At 43.5% G+C, this 15,361-nt stretch carries 9 protein-coding genes; all 9 read left to right on the top strand.

The features are described 5' to 3' along the window. The first annotated feature begins 4 nt into the window (after positions 1-4). The 9 genes from E2P86_RS12560 (at position 5) to E2P86_RS12520 (ending at position 15,352) form a co-directional block, all read left to right on the top strand. Positions 5-1,240, top strand: a complete 1,236-nt coding sequence (locus E2P86_RS12560) for a hypothetical protein (RefSeq protein WP_134433413.1) — start codon at positions 5-7, stop codon at positions 1,238-1,240. A gap of 111 nt (positions 1,241-1,351) precedes the next feature. Beyond that, positions 1,352-1,810, top strand: a complete 459-nt coding sequence (locus E2P86_RS12555) for a DUF4488 domain-containing protein (RefSeq protein ID WP_134433412.1) — start codon at positions 1,352-1,354, stop codon at positions 1,808-1,810. A 39-nt stretch (positions 1,811-1,849) separates the two neighbouring features. Next, the gene (locus tag E2P86_RS12550) at positions 1,850-2,689 is read left to right on the top strand and encodes a glycoside hydrolase family 16 protein (protein ID WP_085471319.1); all 840 of its coding nucleotides are present in this window, start codon (positions 1,850-1,852) and stop codon (positions 2,687-2,689) included. 166 nt (positions 2,690-2,855) lie between these two features. Then, positions 2,856-4,241 (top strand): DUF6055 domain-containing protein, encoded by a 1,386-nt coding sequence (locus E2P86_RS12545; RefSeq protein ID WP_134433411.1) that lies wholly within the window; start codon positions 2,856-2,858, stop codon positions 4,239-4,241. 266 nt (positions 4,242-4,507) lie between these two features. Continuing rightward, on the top strand, positions 4,508-8,005 hold the full coding sequence (locus E2P86_RS12540; RefSeq protein WP_134433410.1) for a family 43 glycosylhydrolase: 3,498 nt from the start codon (positions 4,508-4,510) through the stop codon (positions 8,003-8,005). 187 nt (positions 8,006-8,192) lie between these two features. Next, a complete protein-coding gene (locus E2P86_RS12535) occupies positions 8,193-11,303 on the top strand; it encodes a SusC/RagA family TonB-linked outer membrane protein (protein ID WP_159451789.1) in 3,111 nt (1,036 codons plus the stop codon). Positions 11,304-11,315: 12 nt separating this feature from the next. After that, complete coding sequence (locus E2P86_RS12530) at positions 11,316-12,794, top strand: RagB/SusD family nutrient uptake outer membrane protein (RefSeq protein ID WP_085471322.1); 1,479 nt, start codon at positions 11,316-11,318, stop codon at positions 12,792-12,794. Between the two features lie 18 nt (positions 12,795-12,812). Further along, positions 12,813-13,949, top strand: a complete 1,137-nt coding sequence (locus tag E2P86_RS12525; RefSeq protein WP_159451790.1) for a DUF4859 domain-containing protein — start codon at positions 12,813-12,815, stop codon at positions 13,947-13,949. Between the two features lie 11 nt (positions 13,950-13,960). Then, the gene (locus E2P86_RS12520) at positions 13,961-15,352 is read left to right on the top strand and encodes a DUF4859 domain-containing protein (protein ID WP_134433408.1); all 1,392 of its coding nucleotides are present in this window, start codon (positions 13,961-13,963) and stop codon (positions 15,350-15,352) included. Positions 15,353-15,361: the final 9 nt, after the last annotated feature.

Raw genomic sequence — 15,361 nt, 5'->3', positions numbered from 1 at the left:
ACATATGAAAAGATACGGTATTACCTGGTTGACATGTTTGGCCGTGCTATGTTTGGCCTGCTCTAAGAGTGATTCGATAAGCGATGAAAAAGAAGGAGAGGAGCCGGGTAAAGAGGTTGTTTTGGCGAGCGTGAGCTCGCCAAAATTTACATCTATTACGACAAATACTGCCTTGGTACAAGCTCAAGTAACGAGCAAAGGAGGCGCTTTGGTGACCAATCGCGGAATCTGTTGGGGAGAAGCGCCCAAGCCAACTGTTGAGGATAAATATATGGAAGCTAATACGGTGAAGGGAGATGGAACTTTCTCGGTGCAATTGACCGGATTGAAAAGTAATACGTCGTATTATGTGCGTGCTTATGTCCGCAATAAAGGTGGTGTGGCTTATGGTGAAGAGCAAACTTTGAAGACAACGAGTATCCAGTCCGTTACTTTTGCCAATGGGCCCATGTTTATTATTGGCTCGACGTTGGCCTCATATGATGCGGAGATTACAGGAAATGGAGGCGGGCAAATCACGGAACGAGGAATTTGCTGGGGAACAGTAGAAAACCCTACGATCGATCAAGGAAAAGTGGTCCACGGAGCCGTGGGGCAGGGGGCGTACCGTTGTAACATTACTGGGTTGAACGAACGTACGACCTACCATTTACGTTCGTACGCCATCAATGAGCAAGGGGTTAGTTACGGCGCAAACATTACTTTCAAAACAATAGGTAAAGGAAAAGTAACTTATACCTTTAATAAAGAGACGAATCCTACGGCAGAACAACAAGCGGCGTATGCACGGTTGCAGGTGGCTATAGATAGTGCCGTATGGTACGCCAATAACTATACCTCGGCGACAAAGCATGTATGGATAAATTATGTGCCAGGTGTTCCCACGGCTGATGCTAACAATGAAGGATGGATGCGCTTCGGAACGGAAGCCGGTTTCCAGAATCTACGTACCATGCTGCATGAGATGAATCATACGTTTGGAACCGGAACCACTAGTTGGTGGCGAGATCAAGCAATTGTGTCTGGTAAATATCAGTTTAACGGCGTGAACAATTTGCTTAAACTGATTACAAAAAATAAAGAACAAACGTTAAACGGTGATACGCAACACTGGTGGCCCTATGGCCTAAACCAAAACTCCGAAGTAACGTCGAGTTGGGACTACGTGTATAATTGCCTCATTATAGAGGCCATGCGAAAAGATGGCATGACCTCACATAGTGGATCTTATATCAATTAGCAATCAAGGAACCTCCTTCTCGAGAGAGAACGGAGGCTTCTTTTTCTGCTGCGATCCCGCAAAGAATACCTATGCATTGCACTTAATTGTAACGGACTAAATAGAATTATTATGAAATTGAATCTTTTGAAATTAAAGCGACTGTTGCCCATTGGACTACTTTTTATTACTTGGTTCCTTCTTTCGGCTACGGTACCGACGTCTTCTTCAACAAAAGAAAATAGAAAACGGTTTGTCGGCATCTGGGAAATGGTTGTTGCCGAAAATGAGAGCGGGATCGAGCTGCGTGTTCCGCCGGGCTACCTGAAATTCTTCGGCAAAGATGGGAGCTATATGTTTGTGATTGTCACCCCAGAGGGGGCCTTTAATTCACAACAGGGATCATTTAAGGTGCTGTCAGAAGATATTTATAGTGAGAATATCAAATTTTCCATCAATCCGAATCTACGGAATGCAGCCTCAAAAGTTTCGTATAGCTTTTTGAACGAAGACACCTTACAAATTAAAGGAACGGTAAATGGCGTTCCATTTGTTGAAAAATGGAAGCGTGTTAAAACCCCAGTAATCTAATTTTTAATGAAAATATATCAGTATAACCCCTTTTTATTTATGAATCGTTTTATTTGTTTTATTACGTTATTGACTTTTTCCCAGGTTAACTTTGCGCAGCAAGCCAATTCTTCAGATTATCAATTAGTCTGGGCCGATGAGTTTAATCAGAATGGACCGCCAAACCCCGATTATTGGACCTTTGAAGAAGGATTTAAGCGCAACAATGAAGATCAATGGTATCAAAAAGAAAATGCATATTGCAAGGACGGTTTACTGCTTATAAACCTGAAAAAAGAAAAGAAGAAAAACCCAACGTATGTCGCAGGTAGTACGGACTGGGCAAAGAAGAGAAAGTATATTCAGTATACATCATCGTCTATTAATACACGGGACAAGCAAGCATGGACCTATGGTCGATTTGAGATGAAGGCGAGAATACCGATCGGATCTGGTTTGTGGCCTGCTTTCTGGACTTTAGGGATAGAAAAAGAATGGCCGTCCAATGGAGAGATAGATATTATGGAGTACTATCGTGGTAATATCTTAGCAAATATTGCCATAGGGACCAGCGAACAATGGAAAGCGCATTGGCACAGCAGTACGAAATCCGTTGAGGAATTAGGGGGTAAGGATTGGGCCAGTAAATTCCATGTATGGCGAATGGATTGGGATGAAAAGGAGATTGCCCTCTATGTAGACGATCTACTGATGATTCGTGTACCAATGGATCAACTCGAAAATAAAGATGGAAGTGGCTTTAATCCGTTCCGTCAACCACATTACGTTCTTCTTAACTTTGCATTGGGTGGAATGAACGGCGGGAAAATTGATGAATCATTACTCCCGTCAACGTATGAAATCGACTACGTTCGCGTCTATCAAAAGAAGAACAAGTAAATGTTTTAAAAAGGAGATGTCTTCTTTTTTAGTTAAATATTACACATAAGAGGTTAATATCGTGGTGCAAGACGGTTTTCGATTGGTGTATCTTTAGTCTTGTCAATGGTTTGTGTTTTAGTTTTCACGAAAACACAAACCATTGATCTCTAGAACACCTAAACATATGATAGCAACAAAAATAATACGGTATGTAAGCTCCTTGATTGGACTGCTGTGCATATCGGTATGCAGCATCGCGCAGACCACAAAAACACAATCGACCAAAGAAGCGTATATACCTACCTCGATTTGGCGTGTACCCGAAGGAAATGATTACAACAATCCAGAAAGTGAGTATAGCAATGAAAGACGCTTAGAGTCCGATAACATCGTGTTGTTCTGGTCTAAAGAGTATGGTCCGAACCCGATGGACAATCAGGAAGAAACGAAACGTTTTGACCCCAAAATGGTGTTGGCCACCTGTGAAGAATTTTATCGTTTCTACGCGAATGATCTGAAGTTCGTTTCCGTTGGAAACTCCTTATCCGATACATATAAGTTGTTGATGTTTGTATTTGGAGGAGACGATGGTACGGCATACGGGGGAGGTGCGGAAGATAAAATTGGGGTGATGTGGACACCTGCTGCTCGCATTCATAAGACGCCGTATGGTGCGTTGGCACACGAAATGGGACATAGTTTCCAATATCTCGCCAAATGTGATGGCAATTGGGCTTATTCTTCGCCAATAGAAGGAAGCCGTGGAAACAGTATTTTTGAAATGACATCGCAATATATGTTATGGCAGGTATATCCGGAATGGATTACTTTTGAAAATTATCACCTAAAGGCTTTTCTCGGTAAAACACACTACGCTTTTCTACATGAAACCAACCAATATCATGCGCCCTTCGTATTGGAGTATTGGGCAACTAAGCATGGCATAGATTTTATCGGGAAGATGTGGCGCAACGCCATCAAAGGGGAAGACCCCGTTCGGACGTACCAGCGGTTGAGTAATATCTCACAAACAGCTTTTAATGATGAGCTTTTTGATGCCTATCGTCGTTTTGTTACGTGGGATATGCCCCGTATAGAAAAGGTCTCTGCTCCGTACGCAAATCAGCATTATACCAATCTCGATTCCATATCCGGACAGAGATGGCGTATTGCAGCAAGCCATGTTCCTCAGAATTATGGATACAACGCAATCCCCCTAGCGGTTCCTCAAGGAGAAAACAACCTTGTGAAGCTGCAATTTGCAGGCATGACGACTTATAATAATGTGACCGTACCCCAACCTGAAAATTCAGGATGGCGTTATGGCTTTATTGCGGTATCAAAGGAAGGAAAGCGAACGTATGGCGAAACATATCATAACCCTCAGGGACAGGCTTCTTTTAACGTACCACAAAATACCGAATTTTTATGGTTGGTCGTAATGGGAGCGCCCCGGGAGCATCACGTTCATTTAATTGATGGAAAAGAGGAGACCAAAGAAAGATGGCCCTATGAAATTGAATTAATGAATACTAAGGTCCTTGCAAAAACGACCGGAGAAACAAAATAATAGCGAGCGATCTCTTAATTACTTCTGGCAAAAGTAACAAAAAGGTTACTTTTAGTTAAAATACAGTTGGAATAGGTGAAAATTTGATTAGCATGGTATGCTATGTCACTGTAAATTTGGTTTATAAATTAATAAGTGTCAAAATAACGCTTAATCAATATAAACTGATTAACTAATAATTCACTTGTCGGGGGAAGCCGAAATACCTATGTATTTCGCAAGGGGATGGTGATGGCTTTCGACTCGTTAAACCAAAATTAAATGATATGAATTGTTTCTCATTCTTTACTCGACTATGCTTGATGTGCTTGAAGTTTGGCTTTGTAACTACAGTTGCCGGTCAGACAATCACCTCGTCACAGCATACCGAAAAGGAGATGGGAAACCCTATTATTCCAGGTTATTTTGCGGATCCTACGATTAAAAAGATTGACGATACCTATTACCTCTATGCAACTACAGATGGCAATGGAGGTGGACTGGGACCATCACAAGTTTGGACATCTAAGGATTTTGTCAATTGGACGATTCAGCCCATGAACTGGCCCGATACACATTGGTATTGGGCGCCTGATATGACGCAGGGGTACGATGGTCGATATTATTTGTACTACAGTCAGCCTGTACAGTTATATGGTGCGGTTTCAGATACACCAGTTGGTCCTTGGACGCCATTACAGCCCGAAGGAGAGGCATTGGTGCCAAATTATAAAATCCCGGGTGTGATTACCCTGGATGGCCAGACATTTACGGACGACGATGGTAAAATATATATGTATTGGGGAACCTGGGGAATTTATCCGGATCATGGATGTGCCGTCGGTCTCTTAAATCCGGATATGAAAACTTTTGCCGAAATTAAGTTGATCCCTAATACCGATGCAAAAGATTTCTTTGAAGCACCGCTCGTTTTTAAGCGCAATGGTATTTATTATTTTATGTATTCTTCGGGACATTGCGAAGATCATACCTATCGCGTTCAGTACGCGACCAGCACGGTAGGTCCTATGGGACCTTTTGAATATAAAGAGGCTTTTAACCCCGTATTATCCACCACGATCGATGGCACCGTTCATGGTCCGGGTCACCATAGTGTTTTGCAGGAGGGTGATCAGTATTACATCGTGTATCATAGGCATAATAATCCACATTCAGGCGGAGGTTTTCATCGACAGATCGCTGCTGATAAAATGGAGTTTGATGCCGAAGGGAATATTGTAAAGGTTGTTCCAACGCATACTGGTATCGGTTTATTAGCCAAAAATACGCTCCCTTACACGAATCATGCTTTGCATGCTGCGGTAGAAGCGTCTTCAAGTTATAGCGATGATTTCCGTCCAACGTTTGCGATTGATGATAATAATGGGACGCTCTGGAAAGCGAAAGACAATATGAATCCAGCTTGGCTAAAGCTAGACTTAGGGGAACAGAAAGTCATCAAGACCATACTGACGCAATTTGAATACCCAACATGGTATTACGGTTATCTTATTGAATATTCGAATGACGGGAAGGATTGGCATATTTTTTCTGATCGTCGCGCGAATCAGCAGTGGGGGAGTCCGATGGTTGATAAAGGAAATGTGGAAGCTCGATACCTCCGAATAACCATCGATAAAACACAAGTAGAAGGTCTCTTTCGGGCGCTGTGGAATATTAAAGTTTTTAGTGAAGATATAAACCAAAGTACCGTGTTATCGAGCACGCAGGACGCCGTTATTTCAGATCGCCAAAGTGGACTGTTGATCGATTTCGAGGCAGATGGACTTTCCCTTGGAAATCTCACCTCTCCCGTTGCAAACAAAGGAAGCCTGGTCGGGCAATGGACAACCGAAGGCAGTCCGTATGTAACCCTGTTAAAAGGTCGACAAGCTGTCATTTTAGACGGACGAAGTGCGCTTCATTCGACATTTACCGTGCCAACTACACTTGCCGGCAACAGTAGTCATACCGTAGCGATGTGGGTGCTTAATCCAACTATTGAGCGACATGAACCACTTTTGACTTGGACGCAAGGAACGCAGGATTTAACACGTGCAGTTTTCGGATACGGTCACGACCGAAACAATGGGGCTATAGTGCGTGGGGCATGGCCCGATGTTGCTTTTAAGGAATTACCCACAGCCAATACGTGGCATCATATGGTGGTTTCTTTTGATGGGTATATGGAACGCGTATATGTTGATGGGATAGAGGTTAACGCTGCAAATAAGATGCTGTTTATGCGTATTGCTTCTGCATTTTCTATCGGTAAAGCAGGGAATGACGCGGGATTCTTTTCTGGTGCTATTTCTTCTTTAAAGGTATATGATAAGGCTTTAAGCCCTGGGGAAATAGAAACACTTTATAAACAAACATCAAATGCTAAAATTGGGCTTTGGCACCGTGCAGATCAATTGACGCTTGGGGAGATGAAAGAATGGCCAAATGAAGGGGTAAAGCAGGGCGGTTTACTGGTGAAAGAGGGGATGGCGCGAACTAAAGTTGTGGGGCACAAAATTGCGGTTGTTGGGGAGCCCAGTGCCAGCCTGGAAACTATCGCTTTAAAGTCTATGTTTTCCGAAGAGGAGGATACGCGACTGGACTTGGAGTTTCAAGCCTTGGATAACAAGTTCGCCTTACTGAATTATCCAGTGATGCGACAAAAAATTAAAGTTGGGGAATGGCATAAACTGACGCTAAGTCGCCGTGCTAAAGGAGGACAGGTTCTACTTGATGGTGTACCGGTTGCTTTAGATCTGAAGTCGATCGAAAAGGACTTTATCAATATGAGTACGGGTGTGATTAAATTGAACCATGTAGCAATAGCTTCTCTTTTTGTGTCGCATAGTGATACGTTGATACCGCTTAATGAACCTTCATCTTGGACAAACGAAAGAACCACATTTTTTGTCCAGCCTCGTTTTATTAATGCCAATACCATTTTCATGCAAGCGAAGTCTCATCCGGGAGAAGGCGTGCAGTACCTGTTTATTGCGGATGGCGAAAAGACGGGGAGCGGTTGGCAGGATTCACCTAATTATCTCGTCAATTGGGATAATGTCTCAGCGCTTCCGCACTTCCGCATATTAGCGAAAGATCGGTATGGAAATGTAGCAGATATGGCGTCTGCTGTGGCAACCGTAAAAAATTACCGTATCAAAGAGTTGGTCGGGATTGATGAACGGTTTAATCTGCTTACGGAAGATAATGTAGGACAGTGGAATCTGTTTTCGGGGGATGGTGCGCGCGTAAAAGAAGCTTTAATTCAGAACGGCGGCATTCGCCTGAGTTCTGCTGATACACGATGGGATGGACGCGAGCAAAGTGGGCCGTTTTTATCCAAGGAGGTATCGGGCGATTTTGTATTTGAGGTGGAATTGGCAAACGTTAATGGGCAGACAGAACGTAAGGGGAGTGCGAATGAGTCAGGCATTCTCGTGCACGTTGGTCCGGAGCAGCGTAAAATAATTGCATTGCAGAACTCCGTTATGACCGGTTGGGGTGTAGGTAACATGGCAACGCGAATCGATGGCGGTTATAAAATGCAGCAGAATACGGGGGCAGGATGGAATTTTCATCGCTATTTACAGGTGCAACGAGTAGGGGATCAATTTTTCTTACGTACCAGCAAAGACGGGAATGTCTGGCAAGAATTGCCAGGAAGTCCGTTTGATATGTCGTTGAACCAGCCTGGAGCGGTTGTGCGTGTCGGGGTTTATCAATCGACAAATGATAATAAGGACGGTTTTGCAGACTTTAAGCGTATCCGGATTTCACAGTAAAAGCTTCGGTTTTTCTGAATTGCAGGACGTTTTTTATTAGTGAGAAGAATAAAAATTGAAAGAAAAGCTTCTGTACGCTTTTCGAATAGAGGCAGCATATGCCTTAAGCGATTATAACATATTTATTAACCAAATTATTTTACTAATGAAAAGTCTACATTTTTTTAGAGTATGCTGTATACTCTGTATGTCCTTAGTCTTTTCCAAAGTTCATGGACAGGGCTCCCGCATATCAGGAACGGTCAGTGATCGGCATGGTAATCCCATTGCCGGCGTGACGGTAAAAGAGAAGGGTGGACGGAGTACCGCCGCAACGGATGAAAAGGGTCTGTATGAAATTAAGACCGAAAGCAATGCCAAATACCTGGTGTTTTCTTTTGTGGGGTTTCGACCAAAGGAACATGTTATTGCAAAAGGGGAAACAAAAGTAAATGTAATCTTGGACGATGATGCCGCCGATCTCGATGAGGTGGTGGTGGTCGGATACCAAGATATTCAACGTCGGAAGATGACTGGCGCGGTATCGTCGGTGAAAGGGCGAGAATTTGAAAATACACCTTACGCTACTTTTGACGCGATGTTACAGGGACGTGTAGCAGGTTTAACGGTTTTGAGTACATCGGGAGAACCGGGGACAAATAACATTGTGAATATTCGTGGATCGAGTAACCTGGGGCTGGCGGATAATCAGTTGCAATCGCCTCTTTATGTGATTGATGGGATTATTTATGATGTCAGTGATATTCGTGCGGCATATGGTGATGCCAGTCCTTTGCAAGCAATCAATCCCAATGACATTGAATCGGTCGATATTTTAAAAGATGCATCGGCGGCCTCCATTTATGGAGCGCGTGCAGCTAATGGGGTTATTATCGTTAAAACCAAAAGACCCGCTTTTGGGGTTCCGGAAGTTCGCGTAGCCGCTTATACCGGGATATCAAGTCGACCTGCGATGAAGCCAATAACTGTAGGCGCGGCAGAACGCCGCATGAAAATGAACCTTCTATATAATGGCGGGAATTATGATTGGTTTTATGATGGACAGGTTCATCAAATGTTGACCGATAGTTTGAATGCAGCTTACAATCACGCGACTGATTGGCAAGGTCTTTTTCTACAATCTGCCCCGATTACCAATGTTAATGTGAGCATAGGTCAAAATATGGAGAAGTTTCTATACCGTATTTCGGCTCAACACTATTATGAAGAAGGGGTAATGATGGGCTATGAAAATAAAAGCATCACCCCTCGGATTATGCTCCAGGTAAATCCGATGGAAAATTTGCAGTTTGAAACGAATATTTTCTCGGGTATTACAAAAGCTAAGCATGGTTCTGGCGACGGTAGTAAGTATCCATTTTCAACCTGGGGTTTTCCTTCCTCTTTCTGGCAAATTACAGATCTCGAACGTCAGGTGTATACAGGACGTTATGACGGGCTCCTGGATGATGACAGAAGTACCAGTATCAATGGAAACGTGGCGGGTACTGTAAAGAAAATTTTTATTCCAGAGCTAACATTTAGATCTCAATTTTCTTTTAATCTGAACAATAACACCCGGGATCTCTACCGACCAAAACTATTAACGGGTTCACAGAATATTGCTGAGAATTGGGTCAACCAAAACCGCCGTTGGGAATGGGAGAGTTATTTTAACTACAATAAGATCATTAATTCGGCACACACATTAAGTGGTGTTTTGGGATACGGGATGGAGAAGAATGTAGCAAACTCGAACTATCTCTGGGGGAGAAATAATAATAGCGAAGCTGTTAAAACGGTTACGGGTATTGGTGCTGGACCCAATTTATCGGGATATTCTAATATCGCTGAACGTTCCCGAATATCTGTATTTGGTCGTGTCGGTTATGACTATAAGGATCGGTATTTAGTTTCGGCAAGTTACCGGATGGATGCTTCTTCTCGTTACAGCAGCGATAACCGATGGGGAATCTTTCCATCAATCTCTGCTGGATGGGCTATCTCGGAAGAGAATTTCTTCAAAAAAGAGAGCTTGGTATCGTACTTAAAGTTACGTGGTAGCTATGGTTTAACCGGTCGCGATCCAGGGTCTGAATATGCACATTATACGATGCTGGGATATAGTGGCGCCTATTATGGTTCTGTATTGGATAACGGTATGGGCGGTAATCAATTTACCTACAATGGCGCTAATGTTGTTTACCCAAATTATGGCAGTACGGCTACTTCAGCGACTATTAAATGGGAGCGTTCGCCGCAACTTAACGTAGGGGTAGATTTGAATATGCTGAAAGATCGGATTGCTATCAATCTTGAGTACTACGTGCGTGATTCCAAGGATTTAGTATATGGCTTGCAAATGCCTGCAACCTCAGGGTACTCCACGATTTCGACCAACTTTATCAGTGTTCGAAATACGGGGGCTGAGCTAACCATTAACTCCCGGAATATGTCTCCTAAATCCGAATTTCAGTGGAATACCAATTTCAATATTTCATACAATAGAAACTATGTCACCAAACTTCCGAATGGCGGACAGGAGATCAAGGTCGGTCCACCATGGATGGAGCGTGCTCTAAACGTGGGGCAACCTCTTTATCCGTTTAAAGTATGGGAGGTGGACGGCGTCTATGCAACCACGGATGACGTTCCCGTTAATCCGTTGACCGGCGCCCGCATTAGGCATGGTTCAGGCTCAGGCACGCAATACCAGGCCGGTGATCCAAGACGATTGGATATGAACGGTGATTTCATAATCGATGATAATGATAAAATCGATATGGGAGACCCGAATCCAGATTTTATAGGCGGGATGACGCATACATTTTCGTATAAAAATTGGTCTATCTCGGCACTGACTACTTTTATCTTCGGTCGTACATTATGGAATGGATACCTATCCGATAAGTTACAAGATGCGGGGTCTGCGACCTTGTACAATACGTGGGGACCAAATTCAGCGATTGCTGGAGACTTTGAGATGGCTGACTTTTGGATGAAGCCTGGGGATCAAAGTAAGTTTCCAAGTTTGTTCCGTAATACGGTCGACAACTGGCATATTGCCAATAGCACGTTTGTTGAAAATGCAAGTTTTATCCGTCTGAAGAATGTGCGTATCGGCTATAATGTACCACAACAGTTTTCAAAGAAACTTGGTATTCGGTCGTTGCGCCTGTATGGCGTATTGGATAACATTGCCATTATATCGTGGTCTACCGTGCCGGATCCAGAAGCTGTGGAAGCTAATGGATATTCTACAGGTAACGGATACCCAATCCCTAAGAAATGGACTTTTGGTTTAGATATTTCACTGTAAAAAAAGAAAGTCATGAAAAATAATAGACTACTTATACTGTTTTTTAGCTTGTTCATCGTAGTGACATCCTGCAAGGACTTTTTAGATCTTGAGCCTAAGAGTGCTGCTACAGATGAGAATTTTTGGAAAACACAGGACGATGCAAATGCTGCGGTAGCGGGCATGTATGCACTCTTACGTTCCGCACTTAATGGTGCCAACGGTATCGCACATTATGCGTACGGCGATTTACCATCCGATGAAATTGCGTCTTCAAATACCGCTCCATATAACGATGTGGTCGCGATGAACTGGAGTCTGTTTGTTGCAGCATCCAATACCAGTCATCAACTGTATCAGTTGCGCCGTTACGATTTGTTTTATCGGGTTATCGACCAAGCGAACCGCGTGATTGAGCATGTGCAAAAAATGGACGTCAACCTTTTTACCAATACACGTACACGTGACCATTTAATAGGAGAAGCGTACTATATGCGTGCTTTTTCGTATTTCTATTTGGGACGTATTTGGGGGGGCGTGCCTATCATCACCGAGGCCGTTCAGCCTATTTATGCTGAAAATAAACCAGCAGCAACAGCGGTAGAGGTTTTGGCGCAAAGCCTGCAAGATTTGGAGGTTGCAAAAAAATTACTAGGCTGGCGCAATATTGTAACGGCAGACTTTGCTTTACGGGCTAATAAAGGCGCTGCTTTTGCCTTAGAAGCACATGCTAATGCTTGGTTAGGGAACTATGAAAAAACAGCAGCGGCGGCTGACTCCGTTATTAAAAGTGGCTTGTATTCGTATGTCTCGCGCGATAGTATTCCGTACCGGACCATCTTTCAAGGGAAGTCCGCTGAAGGGATATTTGAGATATCACAAAGTGCCGCGAACGAAGGTACCAGCATTGGAATCGGTGATTACACGCTTGCTTCTTCGAAATACCACCGTACACTAACGGTACCGCGCTTAACGACGACCAAAATTCGAATTGATAGTTTGTTTAAGGAAAGAGTAGACAAGCGACGGAAATATTCACAGGATACAACAATAAGCACCAGTTATGTGATTTGCAACAAGTATGCGAATCTCACCTATCCGGAAGAGGGGAATAATGCTGTCCCTGTGTTCAAGAATAATATTATCATTTTCCGCTATTCCGATATTAAGCTTCTTCGCGCCGAGGCTCTGGCGGCGTTAGGCAGAACCAGTGACGCGAAAAATCAGCTGAATGAGGTTCGTCTTTTAGCTGGTCTGGGGGAGTGGGATGGTAAAGGCGAGCTGTTAAAGGCTGTTTTTGATGAACGTGCCCGGGAGCTATTTCTCGAAGGACACCGCTTTTACGATATGATTCGTCTGTATAAAGCCGCCGGTATTTATGAATTTTCAAACACCCGGATGACGCAGCAGCAGTTTGCCCTCGGCAAGTATTATTGGCCATTTGATCCCAGTATGTTAAATCAGAATCCGTTTTTACGGCAGACTTCATATTGGGCTACCGTAGGTTTTTAAATGAAAGGAGACTATAATATGAAACGAATATATATCGCTATAGTAGCAATTTTAGTAGCCAGTTTTTCGGCCTGCAAGAAAGATGCATATCTCACCGATGATGGTTTGCACCAGGCTGAGGTCAATATGTCTACGTATGATTATCTGGCCTCGCATCCCAAACATATGTTTGATACGCTACTTCAAGTCATCGATCACTTTGGGTTGAAAGATGAGATTAATAATGCGAAGACCTTTTGGGTACCATCGGACTATTCGATTTCGCGCGCTTTTAAAATGAAGAAAGCTTTGTTTTTGGAAGATGATGAAAATGGTACCTATACGTTTGCAGATTTTCTTACTGCAACTAGTGTAGATTCTGTTCGCGCTTACTTTTATGGGGATGGTCAACATAGCCTGACGAGTGCTAACACGACTTATACGACCATGAACAATAATACGCCTGTTACAGGTTTTGCGTTCAATAAACAGAAGCAACCGCAGGGGCAATGGTCGTACCAGGATGTGTATTACCTGTATTATATCAAAGTGCGTGGAGAACCGGATCAAACAGCACCGGATGGAAGTGTTCGTGTGGATAGGAACGATCAGGCCGATGTCCGGGTATTATGTCAAACGACGGGAATTAAAACGGCTTCAGGAACTGTTTTGAATGTACTGAGCAATCAACATGTTTTTATCAGTGATTTTAATGAAACAGGAGATAATGGACCGTTTATCGAAGATCTACCGAATGGCATTCGTTTTACCTATAGCGTTGCTTTTAAGGCCGCAAGTGCATATACGGGTGGCTCTGTTGTTGCCTCCAGCGCATGGATCGCCGATGCTTTTGGATTGGAGGCCGATGATATTCCAGGACTGATGGGTAGTTCTATTGTATTCTATGCGATTGAGCCGGGTGATATTCTGAATGGAAATTCTACAGCAAATGCTCCAGGTCATTGGTTTGACGCGAATGGAAATGTCGTCACATGGGGAACCACGGCGCGCTTATTCTCTGAGTATAATGCATCAACTTTTACATTTAATATAGGCCAGTATCCAGATCGATCTGCCATGGGAGATACGTACACCATTAAGCAGGCCTTGGTATATACCAACCGAAGTAATGAAAAGATTCGTGCAGAGTTTGTTTTTAATATCAAGATCAATTAATCAGCTTCGTTATGAAACAGAAACACGTATGGTACTTATGCATCGCTTTTTTTGCGATGTATCAAGGATGTAAACCAGATCAAATAGGATTTTTGAACGATAATCTGCGTTATGGCGTATCAACGCTTCAGGTCGTACAAGGAACGGCTACGAGTACGAATCCGATTATCGCGAACGGTAGTTCCACACCAATGACCGTAGAATTAGTGGAGATCAGGAATAGAGCTACAGGAGCCGTTGTTCCAGATTTTCTGGTACCGCAGGAGTTTAATGTATACCTTGGACAGGTGGGGGAAGATGTAACCACCTTAGAGCAACTCTCGCAACGTATTGGTAAGAAAACAGCACCCGCAATTTCCATTAATGGGCTAGGTGGCGCTGCGGTGATTTCTCCTGCGACAGAAGGTATTCCTGCAGGCCTTTATACGGTGGATCTTAAGGCGACCAATATCGCGGGATCAAAACTGTATAAAGAGGCACTGGATATAAATCTTGTCAAGATGAAACCGGATTCGGTTTTTGCGGCCAGTGCGACAACGACAGCAGTGGGTTCTGAATCTAATGCTGTAAACCTAAGGAATCAGGATTTTACAGTTTCGATCGAGCATAAAGAATCAGCCGAAAACAAAATTATATATATGTGGCTCGATAAGGATGGGAAACCATTTAATCCCAAAAAGGGAGAGATTATGCGACGGGCTACATTACCGAGTTTTGCAGATTGGTCCCCATTTTATGCTGCGGAGATGACCGATACTGCCATTGTACACCCATACCCTTATTATAAAGGGATCGTCTATCCAGTAAAGACGGTAACGCGTGTCGGGACGACGAACTATACCGACTTTGCATCATACTACCGTGTGGTGGCAGACTATACGGATCTGGGACGTAACATCAACACCGCTACGACAGCACGATTCTATAAACCCGGGACACATATAGTTCGTTTTAAATTAAAAACAGTTAAGCATACCGGTCCAAAGATTACGACCATCACCAAAGATGTCGTTCTTCCGGAAGGAGCGGGGTACGCGGCCACGCGAGTCGCTATGGATCGTGCAATGGTCGAACAAGCTTTGGGTATGTCATCCGCTGAAATTGCCAGCCGCCTTGGAACAAGTATCACCTTCTATGCCATTCAGGCAGATGGTTCACGGGATTCCAGAAGTACAGCCGCAGCTCCGGGGCAATGGTTGGATAAAGATGGTAATACGATATCCTGGGGCGACGGTGCACGTTTGTTCTCCGAGTTTAAAATGGCTGATATGGCTTTTGATATTGGCCAATTCCCAGATCGTAATTTTGCGGGAGATAAGTTTGTCATCAGGCAGTCCTTACTGTATGATTCAGGGTCGGGAATAGTGGAAGTTGTATTTGTGTTCAATGTTCGTGTTCAATAACTCGGATTT

The sequence above is a fragment of the Sphingobacterium psychroaquaticum genome, from assembly GCF_004421025.1.
GTDB classification, from domain to species: Bacteria; Bacteroidota; Bacteroidia; order Sphingobacteriales; family Sphingobacteriaceae; genus Sphingobacterium; species Sphingobacterium psychroaquaticum.
This window is presented reverse-complemented; position numbering and strand designations above follow the sequence as displayed.